The 20,577-nt window shown below is 50.4% G+C and carries 25 protein-coding genes and 1 tRNA gene; 16 read left to right on the top strand and 10 right to left on the bottom strand.

Annotation, left to right across the window (positions count from 1 at the left end; all coding sequences use genetic code 11):
* The 3 genes from Q0499_RS09395 to Q0499_RS09385 form a co-directional block, all read left to right on the top strand.
* Nucleotides 1-934 (top strand): serine/threonine-protein kinase (locus tag Q0499_RS09395; RefSeq protein WP_299198605.1); only part of this gene is annotated, 934 nt, incomplete at its 5' end.
* A gap of 269 nt (nucleotides 935-1,203) precedes the next feature.
* Complete coding sequence (locus Q0499_RS09390) at nucleotides 1,204-1,389, top strand: type II toxin-antitoxin system RelE/ParE family toxin (protein WP_299198603.1); 186 nt, start codon at nucleotides 1,204-1,206, stop codon at nucleotides 1,387-1,389.
* 9 nt (nucleotides 1,390-1,398) lie between these two features.
* The gene (locus Q0499_RS09385; protein ID WP_299198616.1) at nucleotides 1,399-1,683 is read left to right on the top strand and encodes a HigA family addiction module antitoxin; all 285 of its coding nucleotides are present in this window, start codon (nucleotides 1,399-1,401) and stop codon (nucleotides 1,681-1,683) included.
* A gap of 153 nt (nucleotides 1,684-1,836) precedes the next feature.
* Here the strand turns inward: Q0499_RS09385 and Q0499_RS09380 are convergent, their stop codons facing one another.
* On the bottom strand, nucleotides 1,837-2,058 hold the full coding sequence (locus tag Q0499_RS09380; protein WP_299198601.1) for a response regulator: 222 nt from the start codon (nucleotides 2,056-2,058) through the stop codon (nucleotides 1,837-1,839).
* A gap of 323 nt (nucleotides 2,059-2,381) precedes the next feature.
* Between Q0499_RS09380 and Q0499_RS09375 the strand changes: the two genes are divergently transcribed.
* On the top strand, nucleotides 2,382-3,716 hold the full coding sequence (locus Q0499_RS09375) for a ferric reductase-like transmembrane domain-containing protein (RefSeq protein ID WP_299198600.1): 1,335 nt from the start codon (nucleotides 2,382-2,384) through the stop codon (nucleotides 3,714-3,716).
* A gap of 435 nt (nucleotides 3,717-4,151) precedes the next feature.
* Here Q0499_RS09375 and Q0499_RS09370 read toward each other — a convergent pair whose 3' ends face one another.
* The 4 genes from Q0499_RS09370 to Q0499_RS09355 all read right to left on the bottom strand — a co-directional run bounded on the left by Q0499_RS09370 (nucleotide 4,152) and on the right by Q0499_RS09355 (nucleotide 7,779).
* Nucleotides 4,152-4,631, bottom strand: coding sequence for a hypothetical protein (locus tag Q0499_RS09370; protein WP_299198598.1), 480 nt, complete (start codon nucleotides 4,629-4,631; stop codon nucleotides 4,152-4,154).
* Nucleotides 4,632-4,704: 73 nt separating this feature from the next.
* Nucleotides 4,705-5,880: a VWA domain-containing protein gene (locus Q0499_RS09365; protein ID WP_299198597.1), complete on the bottom strand. Its 1,176-nt coding sequence runs from the start codon at nucleotides 5,878-5,880 to the stop codon at nucleotides 4,705-4,707.
* A 13-nt stretch (nucleotides 5,881-5,893) separates the two neighbouring features.
* A complete protein-coding gene (locus Q0499_RS09360; protein ID WP_299198596.1) occupies nucleotides 5,894-6,739 on the bottom strand; it encodes a MoxR family ATPase in 846 nt (281 codons plus the stop codon).
* A 125-nt stretch (nucleotides 6,740-6,864) separates the two neighbouring features.
* Nucleotides 6,865-7,779 (bottom strand): DMT family transporter, encoded by a 915-nt coding sequence (locus Q0499_RS09355; RefSeq protein WP_299198594.1) that lies wholly within the window; start codon nucleotides 7,777-7,779, stop codon nucleotides 6,865-6,867.
* Nucleotides 7,780-7,935: 156 nt separating this feature from the next.
* Between Q0499_RS09355 and Q0499_RS09350 the strand changes: the two genes are divergently transcribed.
* The 3 genes from Q0499_RS09350 (at nucleotide 7,936) to Q0499_RS09340 (ending at nucleotide 9,608) form a co-directional block, all read left to right on the top strand.
* Nucleotides 7,936-8,748 (top strand): LysR family transcriptional regulator, encoded by an 813-nt coding sequence (locus Q0499_RS09350; protein WP_299198592.1) that lies wholly within the window; start codon nucleotides 7,936-7,938, stop codon nucleotides 8,746-8,748.
* The gene (locus Q0499_RS09345; protein WP_299198590.1) at nucleotides 8,727-8,852 is read left to right on the top strand and encodes a hypothetical protein; all 126 of its coding nucleotides are present in this window, start codon (nucleotides 8,727-8,729) and stop codon (nucleotides 8,850-8,852) included. Before Q0499_RS09350 ends, Q0499_RS09345 begins: the two co-directional genes overlap by 22 nt.
* 153 nt (nucleotides 8,853-9,005) lie before the next feature.
* Nucleotides 9,006-9,608, top strand: coding sequence for a nitroreductase family protein (locus tag Q0499_RS09340; protein WP_299198587.1), 603 nt, complete (start codon nucleotides 9,006-9,008; stop codon nucleotides 9,606-9,608).
* Nucleotides 9,609-9,654: 46 nt separating this feature from the next.
* On the opposite strand, the gene Q0499_RS09335 is transcribed toward Q0499_RS09340, so the two are convergent.
* Nucleotides 9,655-9,993, bottom strand: a complete 339-nt coding sequence (locus tag Q0499_RS09335) for a DUF2956 domain-containing protein (RefSeq protein WP_299198585.1) — start codon at nucleotides 9,991-9,993, stop codon at nucleotides 9,655-9,657.
* Between the two features lie 190 nt (nucleotides 9,994-10,183).
* Between Q0499_RS09335 and Q0499_RS09330 the strand changes: the two genes are divergently transcribed.
* Nucleotides 10,184-11,104, top strand: a complete 921-nt coding sequence (locus Q0499_RS09330; protein ID WP_299198583.1) for a DUF808 domain-containing protein — start codon at nucleotides 10,184-10,186, stop codon at nucleotides 11,102-11,104.
* Between the two features lie 73 nt (nucleotides 11,105-11,177).
* On the opposite strand, the gene ppa is transcribed toward Q0499_RS09330, so the two are convergent.
* Both ppa and Q0499_RS09320 read right to left on the bottom strand, forming a co-directional pair.
* On the bottom strand, nucleotides 11,178-11,711 hold the full coding sequence (gene ppa / locus Q0499_RS09325; RefSeq protein WP_296056529.1) for an inorganic diphosphatase: 534 nt from the start codon (nucleotides 11,709-11,711) through the stop codon (nucleotides 11,178-11,180).
* A 112-nt stretch (nucleotides 11,712-11,823) separates the two neighbouring features.
* Nucleotides 11,824-12,795, bottom strand: coding sequence for a class 1 fructose-bisphosphatase (locus Q0499_RS09320; protein WP_299198581.1), 972 nt, complete (start codon nucleotides 12,793-12,795; stop codon nucleotides 11,824-11,826).
* A 276-nt stretch (nucleotides 12,796-13,071) separates the two neighbouring features.
* On the opposite strand from Q0499_RS09320, the gene mpl reads away from it, so the two are divergent.
* The 5 genes from mpl (at nucleotide 13,072) to Q0499_RS09295 (ending at nucleotide 17,685) form a co-directional block, all read left to right on the top strand.
* Nucleotides 13,072-14,457, top strand: a complete 1,386-nt coding sequence (gene mpl / locus Q0499_RS09315; protein ID WP_299198579.1) for a UDP-N-acetylmuramate:L-alanyl-gamma-D-glutamyl-meso-diaminopimelate ligase — start codon at nucleotides 13,072-13,074, stop codon at nucleotides 14,455-14,457.
* Nucleotides 14,458-14,459: 2 nt separating this feature from the next.
* Entirely contained in the window at nucleotides 14,460-15,086 is a 627-nt protein-coding gene (locus Q0499_RS09310; protein WP_299198577.1) for a flavin prenyltransferase UbiX, read from the top strand.
* 118 nt (nucleotides 15,087-15,204) lie between these two features.
* Complete coding sequence (gene tsaB, locus Q0499_RS09305; protein WP_299198575.1) at nucleotides 15,205-15,906, top strand: tRNA (adenosine(37)-N6)-threonylcarbamoyltransferase complex dimerization subunit type 1 TsaB; 702 nt, start codon at nucleotides 15,205-15,207, stop codon at nucleotides 15,904-15,906.
* Between the two features lie 132 nt (nucleotides 15,907-16,038).
* A complete protein-coding gene (locus Q0499_RS09300; protein ID WP_299198572.1) occupies nucleotides 16,039-16,842 on the top strand; it encodes an undecaprenyl-diphosphate phosphatase in 804 nt (267 codons plus the stop codon).
* Between the two features lie 54 nt (nucleotides 16,843-16,896).
* Complete coding sequence (locus tag Q0499_RS09295; RefSeq protein ID WP_299198614.1) at nucleotides 16,897-17,685, top strand: class I SAM-dependent methyltransferase; 789 nt, start codon at nucleotides 16,897-16,899, stop codon at nucleotides 17,683-17,685.
* 28 nt (nucleotides 17,686-17,713) lie between these two features.
* On the opposite strand, the gene Q0499_RS09290 is transcribed toward Q0499_RS09295, so the two are convergent.
* Nucleotides 17,714-17,923, bottom strand: coding sequence for a SlyX family protein (locus tag Q0499_RS09290; RefSeq protein ID WP_299198570.1), 210 nt, complete (start codon nucleotides 17,921-17,923; stop codon nucleotides 17,714-17,716).
* A 200-nt stretch (nucleotides 17,924-18,123) separates the two neighbouring features.
* On the opposite strand from Q0499_RS09290, the gene Q0499_RS09285 reads away from it, so the two are divergent.
* Entirely contained in the window at nucleotides 18,124-18,531 is a 408-nt protein-coding gene (locus Q0499_RS09285) for a cold shock domain-containing protein (protein ID WP_299198568.1), read from the top strand.
* Between the two features lie 74 nt (nucleotides 18,532-18,605).
* Here the strand turns inward: Q0499_RS09285 and Q0499_RS09280 are convergent, their stop codons facing one another.
* Entirely contained in the window at nucleotides 18,606-19,220 is a 615-nt protein-coding gene (locus Q0499_RS09280) for a DsbA family protein (protein WP_299198566.1), read from the bottom strand.
* Between the two features lie 138 nt (nucleotides 19,221-19,358).
* Between Q0499_RS09280 and Q0499_RS09275 the strand changes: the two genes are divergently transcribed.
* Together Q0499_RS09275 and Q0499_RS09270 are read left to right on the top strand one after the other, a co-directional pair.
* A tRNA-Met gene (locus Q0499_RS09275) sits at nucleotides 19,359-19,435 on the top strand.
* Nucleotides 19,436-20,088: 653 nt separating this feature from the next.
* Entirely contained in the window at nucleotides 20,089-20,385 is a 297-nt protein-coding gene (locus Q0499_RS09270; protein ID WP_299198564.1) for a hypothetical protein, read from the top strand.
* The last annotated feature ends 192 nt before the right edge of the window (nucleotides 20,386-20,577 follow it).

The following is a 20,577-nucleotide window of genomic DNA, read 5'->3' as shown; positions in this document are numbered from 1 at the left end:
AATTATTTATCGAGGAAAAGAGCTAAACAAAGGCATCCCTGTCACGCTTAAGGTTTTGAAAGGCGAATATCCGTCAACTGAATCACTTATTAAATTTAAACGCGAGTATGAAATAACCCGAGACATTCGTTTAGATGGGGTGATCCGTGTCTATGATCTTAAAAAATATCAGAATACACTGGTCATGATTATGGAAGATTTCAGAGGTAAATCACTGGCAGGGCAGTTTTCCGAAAACACATTTAATCTGATGGACTTCTTACAGCTATCGATTCAGATAACCGATATTTTAGGCGAGATTCATCGGTGCAGCATCATCCACAAAGATATTAACCCTTCAAATATTCTATGGAATCCGGATACCGGTCAGGCAAAGCTCATTAGTTTTGGAATATCTACTAAATTAACCAGGGAAAACCCGGAAGCCTGTAATCCGAATGTACTGGAAGGCACACTGGCTTATATGTCGCCGGAGCAGACCGGAAGAATGAACCGAACCATGGATTATCGCACTGATTTTTATTCACTTGGTGCAACGTTCTTCTGGTTGCTGACAAAACAAAGACCGTTTGAAACCGGTGATGTGGTAGAACTGATTCACTGCCATATTGCCAAAACGCCGGTTTCTCCGAGTGTTTTAAATGGCCAAATCCCGGATGCTCTTTCTCAAATCATCTTAAAACTCATGGCAAAAAATGCTGAAGATCGTTATCAAAATATATTCGGCCTGAAACAGGACCTTCAGTGCTGCCTGGACCAGCTGAATTCTTCGGGAAAAATTGATCCGTTTGAAATCGGACAAAAGGATATTTCAAACCGGTTCCAGATTCCCCAGAAACTTTATGGTCGCGAAAAAGAAATTGAAGTTTTAAAAAATTCAAAAACGATTCCTTGTATATACACTAGATGCCTCATTTGTATATACATGGTATGATTCGCTTACTGGTGTTGTCAAACTATTTCGCTGATATTTGTGGTGTGCTATGAAGTAGTTCCAAGCGTTAAGGTGGGTCAAAAATCTTTAATCTGGACTGAAATCGATAGGCTCAGAATAATGCATTGAGACCCCTTGGTTTAATGACTTGCAGCTTGGCGCTGTTGCGCAACGCGCTACACTATAGTCCATGATTAAGACTTTCAAGCATAGGGGATGAGGCTTTACTACGAAACTGGCTATTCAGGCGAATCGCCAATCGCCTGCGTATGCAGCTGGTGGTTTTGGATACTGCGCTGGAAGTCTCAGATCTCGACATTCCTGGATACAAACTCCATCCAATGAAAGGTGACCGTCAAGGTATTTGGGCGATTTCAGTCAGCAGTTACTGGCGATTGACGTTTGAGTTTCGCGATGGACATGTGTATCTGCTTGAGTATGAGGATTATCACTAATGGCTATGTATAACCCCCCCACATCCCGGTGAGTTCATCTCTGCCACTTATATGGAGCCCTTTGGGCTAAGCTGTCGCTATCTGGCGCAGCAGTTAGATGTTTCACCGTCCACATTAAATCGCATCCTGAAACAGCAGAGTGGCATCAGCCCAGAAATGGCACTGAGGTTATCGAAAGCTTTGGGGCGCAGTCCTGAGAGCTGGCTTGCAATGCAGGATGCCTATGATTTATGGCATGCCAATAAGCGCATTCAACTGGATAGAGTGCAAAAAGTTGAACTTACCGCTGCATAACCAAATCTAAAGGGTCAAATACTTACATTAAAGGTAGAGACCTTTATATCTCGCTGCCAATGGATTGCATAGTTGTAAGTTATACATTCTCACGCGGCAGCGTGGGACGAGTTATTTTCTTGCTCCTAGAGAGCTCTGCCAGATCAAAGGGCTTCACCAGATAATCATCTGCGCGGTATTCAACCCCGCTATCCGGTCAGATAGCTGTTCTCTGGCGGTTAAAATAATCACGGGCGTTGTTTCGCCAGATTTACGTATTTTATTCAACAGATCAATTCCGTTGCCGTCTGGCAGCATCAGATCAAGGAGTATCAGATCATAATGGGTGCTGCACAGGCTAACATCAGCATGGGAAAGGGCTTTAACCCAATCCACCGCGTGACCTTCATCGCTAATCTGATCCTGTATGACTTACCCTAAGCCCTCAGCATCCTCTACCAACAATAATCGCATCTCTTATCCTTAGATCATCTCTTCTCCTTAGGTCATCTCAGTCCGGCTGATCGTAATCAATGTTGCTGACAATAAGCTGAAAGCTCAGTGGTTAATAGCAGTAGTTAATAATATTAACACGCTGCGTTTATTACAGTTTACTGCATCGGATTGATTCCGCTCCCAGATTAATCCTGCTGCGTTTTCAGCTGGTTGTCAGGTACGGGCGATATCATGGGCCATCAATGCAACACCGGATGACTAAAATGAAACAGCAAAAACTAAGCATCACGCTGGCGCTAATCACCGCCGGCATTCTCATGGTCTGGGGCTTTAGCTACCAGATGACGACTACCGTAAAGGCGTCGCTACCTTGGGAGGTTTATGACAACAGTCTCTATGTGAGCGGTTTGTTATCCATTGCATTCATGTCAGTGACCATGATGCTGGCTACTCGCCCGCGCTGGTTAGAAGCACCATTTAACGGTCTTGATCAGATTTATCGCCTGCATAAATGGAGTGGTATTCTGGCGGTTCTTTTTGCCCTATCCCACTGGTTAATAGAAATGGGAGATGATCTGATTAAAGCACTGTTCGGACGAGCTGGGCGTTTACCTGAACAAGATTTTTCGGGTTTTACCGATATGATGAGAGAGGCTGCAGAAGCGATTGGCGAATGGGGTGTCTATCTTGTTTTTGGCATGCTGATACTGACTCTCTGGAAACGTTTTCCCTATAACCTCTGGCGCTATGCACACCGTGCTATGCCGCTGCTTTATCTATCACTGGTATTCCATACTGTCTGGTTAGTACCTCTGGTTTGGTGGCAACAGCCTATTGGCTGGCTAATGGGGCTATTACTTGCGGGTGGAAGCGTTGCCAGTCTGTTGTCGATAAAAGGGCTGATAGGACGATCACGACGGGTTCAGGGCACTATCACAGCGATCTCAACATCGGCAATGGGTATTATCGAAGTTGAGTGTCAGCTTGAGCGTCAATGGAAAGGACATCGTGCAGGCCAGTTTGCCTTTGTTTCCTTTGACCACAGCGAGGGAGCCCATCCATTTACAATTGCCAGTGCAGACCATGGAAATGGTCAGATCAGTTTTCAAATTAAAGGGTTGGGTGATTATACGCGTCAGCTGGGTCATAGACTGAAGATCGGACAACCTGTCACCGTTGAGGGCCCTTATGGGCAGTTCTACTTCAAGCAACGTCAGCAGAATGCCACGCAAATCTGGATCGCCGGTGGTATTGGCGTAACCCCTTTTTTAGCATGGCTTGAATCCTTACAGAACCAGGCAGACAAATCTCTCGAGGCCGAAATGCATTATTGTATCCATGATAGCGCGAAAGATCCCTTTGTAGAGCGATTGCAGGAAGCCTGTAACGGTTTAAGCGGCATCCAACTGCATATACACGACAGCAGTCAGGGCAGCAAACTTACCGCAAAGCAGCTCCTCGCGGAACACCCTGAGACCAAAGCGATGGAAGTCTGGTTTTGTGGTCCCTCAAGCTGGGCCAGCAGTTTAGAAAAAGCGTTACGTGAAAGCCTGAAGGCCCCCTTATCCTTCCGTCAGGAGGCATTTGAGCTGCGCTAAACCTAAAAAATGACTGCCTTTCATCTGAAGTATTATGGGGTCAAAGTATTATGGGGTCTTGCATTTTGCAGGGGCAAGGAAATAGGGTTTGGCTCTAATGCAAAATTCAAGACCTGACTCTTTTTACACTATGAACTGCTGGGCTGAGAGTGTATCAGAGTGCTGCGATACACAATCAAGAGTGCTGGCTTGCAATGCAGGATGCCTATGATTTATGGCATGCCAGTAAGCGCATTCAACTGGATAGAGTGCAAAAAGTCGAGCTTACCGCTGCATAATCAGACGTAACAGTTTGCGCCTATCAGCGGAGGCTGTATAAGGCGAGAGGGGCACAAAGAATGCAGGTCTATTTTTCACTTAAAAACCTTCTGCTCAGGCTTTACCTCGGTGCTCTCTGTGGTGCATACGCTCTTTCACTCAACAGCCTTACACGGCCTACTCCACAAACACCCCTTTAATCTTCTCCTGATCAACAAAGCGGCCATAGTTATTCACGCTGGCTCTGACTTTTTTGTCTGACAGGATATCCTGTATGGCGACTTTGCCGATCATCTCGAAGGCATTTTTCAGGGCCTGTGGGTCTGCCTTAAGGGCGGCTTTTGCTTCGTTGGGGCAGTCTTCAGAAAACAGTCGGGTGATCAGATTGCCAACGGTCTTATCGGAGTTCTGCCGCTCGCCTCGGGATATATTGGCGTAGGATTCCAGTTCCGGATGTGCGGACATTGAAAAGTAGATCCACTTAACCAACTCTTTGCGCTCTTTACCGGTAAGGGAATCGATAAAACAGGTGCTCAGGTCGCGAAAGGCTTTGACGGCAGAGCCGGTTGATAAATCCTGAGCGCTGGCCTGTAGTGGCAGGGAGAGCATGGCGGCGCAGCCGATGGATAGCAGAAAAGTTGTGGTGGTGTTTTTCAATGGGTGGCTCCTTCGGGGTTCATCTATAGCAAAGCGGCTCTGCTCAGTGTTGCATAACACTGGGTCAGGCCGGTTACTTTGACAGATAGCGAATGCCATCCTCCAGCCCCTCAAGGGTCAGGGGGTACATCTTGTTATCCATAATATTTTTGATCATCTGGGTGCTGGCGGTGTAGTCCCAGTAGCGCTGATGGCTGGGATTGAGCCAGATCGCTTTGTCCCAGGTATCCAGAATCCGGCGCAACCAGACACTTCCCGGCTCAGGGTTGCGGTGTTCAACACTGCCATAGCGCTCGGTGACTTCGTAAGGGGCCATCGCCGCATCGCCGACAAAGATGACCCGGTAGTCGCGGCCATAGGTGTGCAGCAGGTCGAAGGTGTCGATATGCTCATTCCAGCGACGCTTATTATCTTTCCACACCCGTTCGTAAACACAGTTATGGAAGTAGAAGTATTCCAGATGTTTAAACTCGGTGCGGGCGGCGGAGAACAGCTGTTCACACTGGCGGATATACGGGTCCATTGAGCCGCCGACATCGAAGAATAGCAGGACTTTGGCGGCGTTATGCCGTTCCGGCACCATCTTCAGATCGAGCAGGCCGGCATTGTTGGCGGTGGAGCGGATGGTGTCATCCAGATCCAGTTCGTCGGCGGCACCGGTGCGGGCGAATTTACGCAGTTTACGCAGCGCGACTTTAAGATTGCGGGTGCCCAGTTCGACGCTGTCATCGAGATCGCGGAACTGACGTTTCTCCCACACTTTAACCGCGCGCTTATGTTTGCTTTCACCGCCGATACGCACCCCTTCCGGGTTGTAACCGCTATGGCCGAACGGTGAGGTGCCGCCGGTGCCGATCCACTTGCTGCCCCCGGCATGGCGCTCGTTCTGTTCTTCAAAGCGTTTAGCCAGGGTCTCCATCAGTTTATCCAGACCCCCGAGTTTCTCTATCTCCGCCTTCTCCTCTTCGGTCAGGTTTTTGATAAAGTCAGATTCCAGCCACTGTTCCGGAACAACATTGTCGAACGGGTCAGGCAGCTCAGCCAGCCCTTTAAAGTAGTGGCCAAAGGCCAGATCAAAACGGTCGAAATATTTCTCATCTTTTACCAGACAGGTGCGGGCCAGCAGGTAAAAATCATCCCAGCTGGCAAACGCGAGATGATTTTCCAGTGCTTCCAGCAGGGTCAGCAGCTCTTTGATCGAGACCGGCACCTGTGCCTTGCGCAGTATGTAAAAGAAATCGACTAACATCAGTGGCTCCGGTTTAGCGGCTTTCGCGGCGGGCCATAAATGCCAGTCGTTGCAGCATATGCACATCCTGCTCATTTTTCAGCAGAGCCCCGTAGAGCGGTGGAATCGCTTCGCTGGGGTTGCGGTTTTGCAGCAGGTCTACGGGGATATTGTCCGCCAGCAGCAGCTTCAGCCAGTCGATCAGTTCCGATGTCGATGGTTTCTTTTTCAGGCCGTTGATCTCGCGCACCTGGAAGAAAATCTCCAGCGCTTCATTGACCAGATCTTTCTGAATGTTCGGGAAATGAACATCGACGATCTGCTTCATGGTTTCGGCATCGGGGAAGTTGATGTAGTGGAAGAAGCAGCGGCGCAGGAAGGCATCCGGCAGCTCTTTCTCGTTGTTACTGGTGATGATAATGATCGGACGGTGCCGGGCGACCACGGTTTCGCCGGTCTCGTAGACGCTGAACTCCATCTTATCCAGCTCGACCAGCAGGTCATTGGGGAATTCGATATCCGCTTTGTCGATCTCATCGATTAGCAGCACCACCTGCTCGTCGGCATCGAAGGCTTCCCACAGCATCCCTTTACGGATGTAGTTTTTAATATCGTGCACCCGGTCGTCACCCAACTGGGAATCCCGCAGCCGCGATACGGCATCATATTCGTATAGACCCTGCTGGGCTTTAGTGGTCGATTTGATATGCCAGCGCAGCAGTTTTTTGCCAAACGCCAGTGCCACCTCATCGGCAAGCATGGTTTTGCCGGTACCCGGCTCGCCTTTGATCAGCAGGGGGCGTTGCAGGGTGGCGGCAGCGTTGACTGCCATCCGCAGGTCATCGGTCGCAACGTAGCGTTCGGTACCTTCAAACTTCATCTGACTTAACCTCTGAGGAAACTGTTACCAAAGATGATTATCTTAGCAGAAAAGTGGTATCGGGATATGCGTGCTGCTTAACATTTTAGGACAACCTGCTAAGGACCATTAATACGCTCTTGTGCTCAGGCGCGTTGTGGATAACGGCTTTCCCGCTGCACCAGTAGCATGGCGATCAGCACCAGGGCTATACCCGGTAATAGCTGCCACTGGAAACCCCCAGAACCGAGAAACAGGTTGAGAATGACGACAAACACCGGTGTCAGAAAACTGTAAGCGGCCACCTGGGTTGCCCCCAGTACGATGGTGCCTAATTGCAGCAGAAAGAAGCTGACCAGCGTGGTAAATACGGCGAGATAGAGAATCCCCAGATAGACACCGGTATCAACATTCGCCCATTCAACCTGATTCAGGCTCGGAATGGACAGAAGCAATAGCCAGAGGGCGCCGAAGCTGATCACCCAGAATGTCATCAGCTCCATCGGCTCTCCGGCATAGAGTTTTTTGATCAGCGGATTGTAGGTGCCCATAAACAGGCAGCCGAGCATAAACAGCAGATCGCCACGGTTAATATCCAGCTGAAACAGGCTGTTGAGGTCGCCACGGAACACAATCCAGAGCGCGCCCAGGGTGCCCAGCAGCAGTCCACTGGCCCGGCGTTTTCCGGTGCTCTCCCGGTTGATAAAAAACACATAGAAGGCGGTAATAGCGGGTACGGTGGTGTAGATTGCGCCGGTATTCAGGGCGCTGGTATAGCGCAGGGCCTCAAACATACACCAGAAAAAAACCACCAGAGGGATGCTTAGGATGGCATAACCCATTAATCGCCTGGCTGCTGGAAGGTGCCAGCCATTCTTGATAAATACATAGGGGGCAAACAGCAACGCGGCTAACGCAAAGCGAATCAGCATCATCACCTCTGGCGGCAGTCCTGATGTGATCAGCGCGCCGACAGGAAAGGAGCTGGCGATAAGCGCCACCATCAGAAGCATCAGCAGGTGAATCAATGCGCGTGAATATTGAGGGGATTGGTTGTTCATAGTGTGCTCTGTTAATGCTTTCTATTAGTACTTTCTATTAATGCTTTGCTATTAATGCAGTGGAGTGATGGAGCGCAGATTAACCCGTTTTCAATTGACTGATAATCCCCGTTTTTGGAGAATAACTGTTGAGCTAAAGTGAACAGTGAGGATTTCATGGATACTATAGGTGCCATTCCGGTGTTCGTTGCCGTGGTGCAGTATGGAGGTTTTTCTCCGGCGGCCCGTTTTCTGGGTATATCGAAATCTGCAGTGAGTAAGCGCGTTTCACTGCTGGAGCAGCAGCTCGGTGTAAAACTACTGCACAGGACGACCCGTAAGCTGAGTCTGACCGAAGCGGGGGAACACTATTTTGAACATGCTCTGAAGGCCAACCTGGCAGTTCGGGATGCTGAGGATGCGGTGGCTCAGTTGCAGGGTGAACCCCAGGGGCGACTGCGCATCAATAGCCCGATGTCCTTTGGTCGTCTGCATATGGCTCCGATGATCCCTGAGTTTCTGAAAAAATATCCAAAGATCCGTATCGATCTGGTGATGGATGATAAGCGGCTCGATCTGGTCAGTGGTGGGTTTGATATTGCTATCCGTGGCGGCGCGTTGCCGGATTCGACGCTGGTGGCACGTAGGCTGGCGACCCTGAACAGTGTGCTCTGTGCCTCTCCCGACTATCTGAGCAGCCAGGGTTATCCACAGCAGCTGGATGATCTGTTGCAGCACAACTGCCTCTCATTCAGCTACTCAAATGATGTGAAAGAGTGGAGTTTCAGCAAAGATAATCAGCGTCATTCGGTGGTGGTGTCGGGTAGTTATCAGGTGAATAACAGTGAAGCGTTGCTGGAAGCGGTGCGCCAGGGGCTGGGAATCGCCCGTTTGCCCACATTTGTCGCGGGGCCGGATATCCGTACCGGTAAGCTGGTGGCGCTGTTTCCTGAGTATAAGATGCCGCAGTGGAGATTAATGCGGTGTTGATTGAGCGGCAGTATATGCCTGCCAAAGTCCGTGTGTTTCTGGATTTTGCTATTGAGTATTTTGGTAGTGAAACCCCCTACTGGGAGGAGGGGATCGACATATAAACTCGATCACTGTTCGTTTTTTCTCAACATTGTTTTCATATTTAGGGGTGTTATCAATCAATAATAAACAATATAACCTGTTCTTCATGGTCTGATAGGCGCTAAGCGACCCGGTCAGGCCCCACTCAACCGATGAACAGTTAAGGATTTATTATGGACCTTTTTACCGCCATTGAAGCGCGCCGCGCGATTAAGCATTACTCCAGCACTGAAGCGGTCAGTGAAGCCGATTTTGAACGCATTATGAACGCGGTGCTGCTGTCTCCTACCTCTTACAATATTCAGCATTGGCGGTTTGTCAGGGTGACCGATCCGCAGCAGCGAATTAACATTCAGGACGCAGCCTGGGGGCAGACCCAGATAACCGAAGCGGCAGAACTGATTATTCTCTGTGCGGATACTCAGGCCTGGAGTGATAACCCTCAACGATACTGGGCTAATACCAGTGCTGAGGTTCAGGCAGTGATGTTACCGATGCTGGAATCCTTTTATCAGGGCAAAGAACAGTTGCAGCGGGATGAAGCGCTGCGCTCCAGTGGTATGGCCGCGCAGACGCTGATGCTGGCGGCCAAAGCACTGGGGTATGACAGCTGTCCGATGATCGGCTTTGACAGTGAACAGGTTGCCGACATCATTAATCTGCCGCCGGGCCATCTGATCAGTATGGTGATTACGGTCGGTAAGGCGGCTAAGCCTGCTAACCCCAGAGCCGGGCAGCTGTCCCTCAGTGAGGTGTTGATAGAAAACCGCTTTTAGTTATCGCGGATCTCTTTAAAAAGTGTTTACCTGAGTGTCTGCTGGATTAGAGCGGAGGAAAGCAGGCTATATAAACCGCGAAAGCTATCCAGCTTAATAGCAGTAATGCCCAGCTCCCCCGGCTTTGCACATAAACCGTTTCGGTTTCGGGCTCTGCCGGGGTGTTGCTGGCAGCGGCGTTACCTGTTTGTTGCAGCTTGCGCTTCTGCTTATCCAGCTCGCGGGATTTTTCTTTATGGCGTTTCTTGTACTCCTCAATCCCTTTCTGAATCCCCTGAGCAATAAGCTTGGTCTGCTCTTTGGTCTGTCCTGGCCGCTGAGTGGCTCTGGCAACCTGCATCGCTTCAGCCACGACTTCGTTGGATACTTTTGCTCTTTTTGCCATGATCTCTGTTAAAACTCCTCTTTTCTGCCCAGGCTTTGCCCGAATATCGGTTTTATTATCACATGGATAACGGGCCGGTTGGCTTGAAATAAGATATTTTTGTTCTGTGACAGACAATCGTCGCCATAATTGAGTATCCTCTGCAAAGGATAGAACCCCTCAGGAATTAGTCGTTTAAAAGGACCGGAACATGGCAGGCTCAAGCCTTCTTGCATTAATAGATGATATCGCGACACTACTGGATGATGTTGCCAGTATGACCAAAGTGGCAGCGGGAAAAACCGCCGGGGTGCTGGGGGATGATCTGGCACTGAATGCCGAGCAGGTGTCCGGGGTGCGGGCAGATCGTGAACTGCCGGTGGTCTGGGCGGTGGCTAAAGGCTCATTGGTGAATAAGATGATTCTGGTGCCGGGCGCGATGGCGATCAGTTATTTTATTCCCTGGCTGATTATCCCGCTGTTGATGCTGGGTGGTCTGTATCTCTGTTTTGAAGGGTTTGAGAAAGTTGCCCATAAGTTTATTCACTCCAGAGAGGCTGGCAATAAACATCATGCTGAGCTGGTCTCTGCGGTGGCCAGCAGTGAAGTGAATATCGTTGAGTTTGAAAAACAGAAGATTAAAGGGGCGATTCGCACAGACTTTATTCTGTCGGCTGAGATTATCGTCCTGACACTGGGCACGGTGGCGGCAGAAACGCTGACGGTGCAGCTGGGGGTGATGGTTGGTATCGCGCTGTTGGTGACGATTGGGGTGTATGGTCTGGTTGCCGGGATAGTTAAGCTGGATGACCTAGGACTGTATATGGTGCGCAAACCCGATGCTGCGGGGTTCACCCGAAAGGTTGGCCGGGGGATTGTTCAGGCGGCGCCAAAGCTGATGAAAATTTTATCGGTGGTCGGCACCATCGCCATGTTTCTCGTGGGCGGCGGTATTCTGGTGCATGGTTTGCCGTTTTTGCATCACTTTGTGGAAGGCCTGATAGTCGATATGAATGCCGTACTGCACTGGCTGGTGCCGGTATTGCTGGATGGGCTGGTGGGGCTGCTTGCCGGAGCGGTGGTGTTAGGGGTTGTGGAAAGCGGTAAGATGTTGTTTTACCGAAGCCATTGAGAGGCCTTTAACGCTGACCCTGCATGAAAAAAAACCCGCAAATTTGCGGGTTTTTTTAAGCCTGTAGAGCTAATTACTTAGCAGCTTCGTAAGCTTTCTGAGATTCAACGATAGCTGCTTTAGCCGCTTCAGCGCCTTCCCAGCCTTCAACTTTAACCCACTTACCCTCTTCCAGACCTTTGTAGTTCTCGAAGAAGTGCTTGATGCGGGCCAGCAGCAGTTCTGGCAGATCAGTGACGTCATGCACATCTTTGTACGCTTTGCTCAGCTTGTCGTGGGGCACCGCAACCAGCTTGGCATCTTCACCGGCTTCGTCGGTCATGTTGAGTACGCCAACCGGACGGCAGCGGATAACCGAACCTGGTACAACCGGGTAAGGTGTAACAACCAGCACGTCCAGTGCATCGCCATCGTCAGCCAGGGTGTTGTTGATGTAACCGTAGTTCGCAGGGTAGAACATAGGCGCGGCCATGAAGCGGTCAACGAAGATTGCTCCTGAATCTTTGTCGATCTCATATTTAACCGGATCGCTGTCCGCTGGGATCTCGATGATTACATTGATGTCGTTTGGCAGATCATTGCCAGCAGGGACTTTTTCAAAGCTCATGTGTCGCCTTCCTGTTTAAGTGTGAAATCTGTTTGAAATCCAAAGGCCGCATTATATACGGCCCTTAGTGAATAATTGAATACGACTTAAAGATCATAAACTGACGTTGCAGTTAGTCCTTAGCGTGATATTTCATCATGGTTTCTACTTCGGCTTTAGAACCCAGGCCGACGGATACCCGCTGGTGAATCTTCTGTGGTTCGACGTCCATGATGTGGCCATAGCAGGTGGTACTGAGGCCGCCGGCCTGCTCGATCAGGAAACTCATCGGATTGCCTTCATACATCAGGCGCAGTTTGCCGGGTTTGCTTGGGTCGCGTTTGTCCCATGGATAGAGGAATATGCCGCCGCGGGTGAGAATGCGGTGTACTTCAGCCACCATAGAGGCAACCCAGCGCATATTGTAACGCTTGCCAAGAGGACCTTCTTCGCCCTGTAACAGGTCAGAGACATAGGACTGCATCTCTGGTTCCCAGAAACGCTGGTTCGACATGTTGATACCAAATTCCTGAGTCTGTTCTGGAATTTTTACATTCTCTTCGGTGAGAATGAAGTCACCACCATGGCTCAGGGTAAACATGTGAACACCATCACCGGTGGTGATGACCAACACTGCGCAAGGGCCGTACAGGACATAGCCGGAGGCCACCTGATTGCGACCGCTCTGCATAAAGGCCGCTTCATCGCCGCCATCCATGCCTTCGGGTTTTAGCAGAATTGAAAAGATGGTGCCGACGGAAACGTTAACATCGATATTGGATGAGCCATCCAGTGGGTCGAAGGTGACCAGGTATTTACCGTCTGGATTGCCGCCGACCGGATGATCTTCCTCTTCGGAGGCCAGACCGGCAACGGTAGGGTTATCCAACAGAACTGCTTTAAGAATATCGTTAGAGATAATATCCAGTTTCTTTTGGGTTTCCCCCTGAACGTTAATGCCTTCAGAGGTGCCCAGCACGCCCGCCAGCGCGCCTTCGCGCAATTTAATGGCGATCTCTTTGCAGGACAACATCAGGCTGTCAATCAGGTCAATAAGATCATCGGGGGTATCGTGGTGCTTGAGGTACTGGTTTAGCAGTCGCATGTGGCCAAAAAACCTATAGGTTCAGGAGTTAAAAAATTGGCATAATTTTACGCTGATTGAGCCGGTAATTACACCGTAACATGCATAATTAACTCAAAAAAACGCGAATTACGCTGATTGATAGAGATCCGCTGGGGGGGGGGAGTTTAATTCGTTCAGATGTTTAGTTTTTTGCTGCGGTGGTTCGGCGCGAAAAAGGGCATAACGCAGGCGGCTTAACTGATATCATAGCGACATATTTTTAGGATAAAAAAAGCTGATCTGGAGAACTTATCCGTGCACGTTCATATACTGGGAATCTGTGGCACTTTTATGGGCAGTCTGGCGGTGCTGGCGAAACAGCTGGGACATACCGTCAGTGGTTCAGATGCCAACGTTTATCCGCCGATGAGTACTCAGCTGGAGCAGCAGGGGATCAGTCTGATTGAAGGTTACGATCCGGCGCAGCTGGACCCGGCACCGGATATGATTATCGTCGGCAACGCGATGAGCCGGGGTAACCCCTGTGTCGAAGCGATGCTGGATCGGGGGTTGCCCTACACCTCCGGCCCACAGTGGTTGTCGGATAACCTGTTGCGGGACAAGTGGGTGTTGGCGGTGGCCGGAACCCACGGTAAAACCACCACTGCGACGATGCTGGCCTGGTTGCTTGAGTATGCACAGATGGCACCGGGGTTTCTCATCGGTGGGGTGCCGAAAGACTTTGATTGTTCTGCCCGGGTGGGCGAGAGCCCGTTTTTTGTCATCGAGGCGGATGAGTATGACACCGCATTCTTTGATAAACGCTCTAAGTTTGTCCATTACCACCCCCGCACACTGATTCTGAATAACCTCGAATTTGATCACGGCGACATTTTTGATGATCTGGCTGCGATTCAGCGGCAGTTTCATCATGTGGTCAGAATAGTGCCTGCCAACGGTCAGGTGATTATGCCTGCGGGTGTCGACGCGCTGGAGCAGGTGATCGGGCAGGGCTGCTGGACGCCGCTGGTAAAAACCGCTGTTGGCGATGATAGTCCGCAGCTTGCTGAGGCTGAATGGCAGGCCCGGCTGTTGAAGGATGATGGTTCTGCGTTTGAAGTGCTGCATTCGGGGGAACTGGTGGGTACGGTTCACTGGAATATGACCGGTCTGCACTCGGTGAATAATGGTCTGATGGCACTGGTGGCGGCGCGTCATGTGGGGGTGCAAACTGCCCATGCGATTGAAGGCTTGTGCAATTTCGGTGGCGTTAAACGGCGCATGGAGCTGATAGGTGAGGTCGCCGGAATCCGGGTGTACGATGATTTTGCCCATCATCCGACCGCTATCGAAACCACCCTGCAGGGTATTCGGGCACAGGTGGGTGATGCGCCGGTTATTGCGGTGATTGAACCGCGATCCAATACTATGCGTATGGGGATGCATCGGCAAAACCTGGCGGCCTCTGCGGGTCAGGCTGACAGGGTATACTGGTATCAGCCTGCGGGACTTGAGTGGTCGCTGCAGGATGTGGTCGATAGTTGTACAAATCCGGCACTGCTGGCCCGGGATACCGCTGAGGTTATCGCTGAACTGGTTGCCGAGGCTCAACCCGGAAGCCATATTGTGATTATGAGTAATGGCGGCTTTGATGGCATTCACACCCGTCTGGTTAATGCGTTGCAACAGAAGTGGAGTTGAAGGTGACAGATTCCTATAAGGACAGAATTACCCTGGCGATCACCGGTGCCTCAGGGGCGCAGTATGGTTTACGCTTGCTGGAATGCCTGGTGGCGGCGCGTTGTCAGGTGTTGGTGCTGATCTCCAAAGCGGCACAGGTGGTGATCGCGACGGAAACCGATGAAGCACTGCCGGGTTCTGCTAAAGAGCAGGAGATCTGGCTGACACAACGCTTTGCAGCCTCCGCCGGCCAGATTCGTGTGTTTGGCCGGGAGCAGTGGATGGCGCCGGTGGCGTCCGGTTCTGGTGCGCCTAGTAAGATGGTGGTCTGCCCCTGTTCCACCGGAGCGCTCTCGGCTATCGCCACCGGTGCCAGTAATAACCTGATTGAACGGGCCGCGGATGTTGCGCTGAAAGAGCGGCGTCAGCTGATTCTGGTGCCCCGCGAAGCGCCTTATTCAGAGATTCACCTTGAGCATATGCTCAAACTCACCCGCATGGGCTGCGTGGTTATTCCTGCCAGTCCGGGTTTTTATAACCGGCCTCAAACCATTGAGGATATGATCGACTTTGTGGTGGCGAGGATTCTGAATCAGCTGCAGATCGAGCAAAAGCTGCTGCCGCGCTGGGGTGAGGATAGCCTTTCCTGAGCATAGCGCTTAAAATGCAGCCTTTTTCAAAGGCTCAACTCCACGGATCAGCGCAAAGGCTCAATTTAAAGGCTTAATTGCACTGAACCTGCTTTTTCAGAGATACCGGATATTATAGATGGCTAAAATTCTTACCCTGGATACATCAACGGACGCCTGTTCTGTGGCACTTTCAGTTGACGGCGTTATTCAGGAAGATTTCCGCATAATTCCCCGTCAGCATACCCGTCAGCTATTGCCGATGGTGGATCAGATGTTGAAGGCTGCCGGGTTGAAAGTGACTCAGCTGGATGCAATTGCCTTTGGTCGGGGGCCGGGATCGTTTGCTGGCATCCGCATCGCCACCGGTACGGCCCAGGGGCTGGCGTTTGCTGCCGATCTGCCGGTGCTGCCGATATCAACCCTGGCCGCCATTGCTCTCAAGGCTGCGCGGGAACATAACGTTGAGCGCATTGTCAGTACTCTGGATGCGCGCATGAATGAGCTCTACAGCTGCACCTATCTGATGCGTGATGGTTTACCGGTGCCGCTGGTGAATGAGACGGTCAGCGCGCCGGAGAATATTGTCTTGCCCGATGGCGATAGCTGGTTTGCCGCCGGACGAGGCTGGGTCTATCTCGAACAGATGTCGGCCGAAGTGCAGCAGGCGGTTGCAACACCGGTACTGGATATCTACCCGGCAGCCGGCGTGATGTGTGAACTGGCGATGGATGCTTATTCCCGCGGGGAGGGGATCGCAGCAGAGTTGGCTCAGCCGGTTTATCTGCGTGACGAAGTTTCCTGGAAGAAAATCAGTGAACAGAAAAAGAAAAATCAGTAATTGCTAAGCCAGTAAAACCGGTAAGAAAGGCCCGATTATAGAGGCTCGAATATAGAGACCGGTAAGATACAACCTGCAACGTGCAACCATTAAACTTATAGCATCAAAATATTGGAAGGGGACGTGTTTATCATGGATTGGTTTCAGGTAATATTTCTGGCCTTGTTGCAGGGTCTGACAGAGTTTTTGCCGATATCGAGTTCGGCGCATCTGATCTTGCCTTCGCAGCTGTTTGGCTGGGTTGATCAGGGGCTGGCATTCGATGTGGGGGTGCATATCGGCTCTCTGACCGCCGTTATGATCTATTTTCGCCAGGATATCTGGCGCATGATCGTTGCCTGGACCGGTAGCCTGGTTGGACGTGGCACCAATACCGATTCTAGGCTGGCCTGGTATGTTATCTGGGCTACTATACCGGCTGTTGTAGCGGGCTTTTTGTTTAATTCGGCTGTTGATCATTATGGCCGGAGTATTCTGGTGATCGCTGGCGCAACCCTGATCTTTGGTGCGCTGCTCTGGTGGGCTGATTTCAGTCGGACAGAGGTCCGGGCGCTGGAAAAGATTACCCTCAGGGATGCTGTTATTATTGGTCTGGCTCAGGCGGTTGCTCTGATTCCGGGTACTTCTCGTTCGGGTATCACCATCACCGCCGGTCTGATGCTGGGTCTTAACCGTCAGTCAGCAGCGCGTTTCTCATTTCTGCTGTCGATTCCCGTGATTCTGGGGGCAGGGTTATTGAAAGGGCTGGAATTGTTACAGTCTGGCACCCCTGATCAATGGACTATGGTGGTGAGTGGAACGGTGCTCGCGGCTATCAGTGCCTACGCCTGTATCCATCTGTTTCTGAAGTGGCTCGACAAAGTCGGTATGTTGCCGTTTGTTATCTATCGCATGCTGTTGGGATTTGTTCTGCTCGGCGTGTACTTTATTGTCTGATTAGATTAGCGCAGCCGCGAAGGAACTATCTTGATACAGCAACCAACCCTTGCTATCGCCACCGAGATTGCTGTCTGTTTTGCCGATGAGGCGGGCAGGCAGGATGCGTTGCAGCTGTCGGTTCGTTTAGGTCTGCCGTTGCTGGAAGAGTATGACCTGCGAGACGAACAGTACGCTCAGTTACTCATTTGTGAAACAGGTACTCGGCGCTTGCAACAGACTGGCCGTAAAGCACCAGGGCCGGTATTGGCCGATTTTGTCTCAGGTGCAGTGGCACACCGGCGCAAATTTGGTGGCGGTAAAGGGCAGATGATCGCCAAGGCGGTGGGTATTAAAGGTTCTGTTCGTCCACGGGTAGCCGATGTGACTGCGGGCCTGGGCCGGGATAGTTTTGTGCTGGCGACCTTAGGCTGCGAGGTGCAGATGGTGGAACGCTCGCCAATTATCCACGCGCTGCTGGAAAGTGGTTTACGACAGGCTCAGAGCGACCCGGAGGTGGCCGATATTGCTGCACGGATGCACTTAGTCAATGCTGATAGTATCAGCTGGCTGGCGGAGCAACAGGCTGCACCACAACCGCCGCAGGTGATCTATGTTGATCCGATGTTCCCGCATACCGATAAATCTGCACTGGTAAAAAAAGAGATGCGGGTTTTTCGCGATGTGGTGGGGGATGATCAGGATTCAGCGGCATTGCTTGAAGCTGCTCTGAAGCTGGCTGAATATCGGGTGGTGGTGAAGCGGCCCCGCAAAGCACCGGCTATTGAGGGGCAGACCCCCAGTTATCAGCTGAATGGCAAATCAAGTCGTTACGATATATATACGCTGAAAAGCCTGGGGTAAGGCTGGCTAATGTTACCCCGCAGGCCGATCAGTAATGGGGTGGTGGGGCATCATCTTCCGGTGCACTGATCTGGTCGGGTGAAAACTGCTTAACCTGCTGGTGGAGTACTTTAATGATCTGGGTAAGGCGGGCAATTTCGGCACCCTGCTTGGCCATCTCTTCGCTCATCTTATCTAAAGTGTCTTCCTGAAAAGCGACCCGTGATTCGAGCTCTTCGAGTAACTGTTGCTGATTCATAAATAATTTCGCTTCCCGCAGTGATTGACAATTAGCCAGTGAATTAGTCGTAATTATACCTTATTCAGGGCCTGTATCAGCGTTTGAGTAGCTAAGCGATTGAAAAAAAGCATAAAAGTCGGTATACAGGGTGGTCTGGATTCTTTTTTTTATGAATCCTGTTTCTATTTAATAACTTTAATTAATTATAAGAGATCTATATGAGTGTTAATCAACTTATACGTAGTGTAGTTGTCAGCGCACTTGCCACTGCAATCATTCTCTTTCTTCAGGGATCATTGCCAGGTGAAGGCGGGCTGCCTTTTTTTGATATTGGCGTTGTGTTTGTGGTTGTGCTGGTTAGCTGTGTTATTGCAGGCCTGGGTTCCGGCAGTGAAGAGGAAATCGATGAAAATGATGACCGCGAGTTAGGTACGGTAAAGTGGTTTAATGTGTCAAAGGGGTTTGGCTTTATTACCCGCGAAAATGGTGACGATGTATTCGTTCATTTTCGTAATATCCGTGGCAGGGGGCATCGTTCACTGACAGAGGGACAAAGTGTGCGGTTTACTGTGAAAGAGAGTGATAAAGGTTTGCAGGCAGAAGATGTTTCTGTTGCCCGTACCTGAGTCTATCCTTCATTGAAAAACGGGAGCCCTGGCTCCCGTTTTTTTATCCCGGCTTTTTATTTCTCTTTTTTCGATCAGATCAGTTCCAGAGCTGCGCAGCGCTGCAGTAACTCATCCAGATCACAGTATCCGGCACTGATGACCTCCAGCCCTTTTTGTGTTTCCAGCCCGAGAAACGGGAATCCCTGAATCCCCGCTTGCTGACAGAAGGTTAGATCTTCAAACAGGATCTTGGCTGTTTTGTCGCTATGCATCTGAGTGTTGAAACGTTTGCGATTTAAACCGATCTCTTCCGCCAGTTCGGTCAGCACGGACATATCGGAAGGGTTGCGGGCTTCCCGGTAATAGGCGCGCTGAATCGCTTCGGCCATTAGCATGCCGCTTCCGGTAGTGATCTGCTCAGCACTGATGACTGCCCGGCAAGCCGGGTAGGTCGATCTGCGGGGTTGGCATTTTTCCCAGAATTCCAGGTTGAACTGGGTCCCGGTGCGTTGTTCAATATCGCTCCAGGTCTGTGATATCGCCTGTTGCAGCTCTTTTGGCATCGGTTTATCGCTATCCGGGGCGAGTCCGCCCATGTAGCAATAAATCCTGATCCCCGGTCGTAACCGGCTGACCATATCCCGCAGATGAGGCTGAAATGCATAGCACCAGCTACACATCGGATCCATTACGTAAATCAGTGCCATACAAAACTCCGCATAGAAGGTCTTGATGAAGTTCTTGATACAGTTTAGTTATATCAGATAAAACGGACTAATTGATTGAAAAGATTATTTATTAATTGCTTTTGTTTGAGTGTGCCAGTAGTATCCGTGCCACGTTGATGCGGGGTGGAGCAGCCTGGTAGCTCGTCGGGCTCATAACCCGAAGGTCGTCAGTTCAAATCTGGCCCCCGCTACCACAACGGAAAGATAAGCTAATCGAAAGATTGGCTTTTTTTTCGTCTGAAATTTGAGATCAGGCGTCGGGCTCGGCTCTTTATAAGCGCTCGGGAAGGTCGTCAGTTTAGATCTGGCCCCCGCTACCAACGTATAAAATCAGACTAACTTAATGGTTGGTCTTTTTTTTGCCTGAAATTTAGTTATTTATAGTGGTGCGAAGAAAGCGTCGGGCTCGGCTCTTTATAAGGGCAGGAAGGTCGTCGGTTTAGATCTGGCCCCCGCTACCAACGTAATAATCAGAGGTGTATCGAAAGATATGCCTTTTTAGCGGTGAATCACCGTTCGACGCCAATGTAATACACCCGATTTTAAAGGCTTGTCGCCATTATAAAACAGCCTTGCTATGCAGTACCCAAGTTGGGTAATTTAACTGGCAAAAACTGATGGAGATCACTTTTTATACAGTAGGCTGTGTTATCTTCTGTTCGTAACGTGATCAAACAAGTGTTTGTAAAGAGGTTTGAGGCCTGGGGGGGGCTAACAACGCGTGAGTTGATTGAAACTTCATTAGCTTTGAATAGGTAGTAAGGCTATGAACAGATATCTGATTCCAGTAATGTCCCTCCTTCTGCTGCTTCCCTGCAGCGGAAACTGCGCCGGACTGGACGGTTTATTGGACATGATTTCAGGCGCAATAGGTGGCACTGAAATGCAGCAAAGCGACGAGAAACAATCCACTCAGTCTAAAGCACAGACTGACGCGGGAGCTGATTTCTCAGGTGCATTCTATCAGTTGGCAAGGGGAGGTCGTTCAGGTTTGAATGTCGATACCGGTCAGTTTGTGCTGGTGCGGGTGTCATCCGGTGTATATGCGCTTTATAGTCTTAATTCCGAAGATCGGAAGGACCCTGGCTTATGGCTGGGGAGTGTCAACGGGCGTTTTGGTATGGGGATGTCCTATAAGTTCTAGGCGGTATCGGCTTTACCTCAGCCATATTTGCTGAGAGTGCATGTCGGCACTCTCATTGGGGTTAGTCGAGGTAGTTAAAAAACTCACCTGATCTCTTCAGATTCATCCTATTCAATCTAATCTAATCTAATTTAATTTAATCTAATTCATTTCTTTATCGAGGATTCTGCGTCAGACGCTCATCAACGTGTG

Source organism: uncultured Amphritea sp., from assembly GCF_937127095.1.
GTDB lineage: Bacteria > Pseudomonadota > Gammaproteobacteria > Pseudomonadales > Balneatricaceae > Amphritea.
Note: the sequence above shows the minus strand (reverse complement) of the source record. Positions and strands in the feature narration are given on the sequence as shown.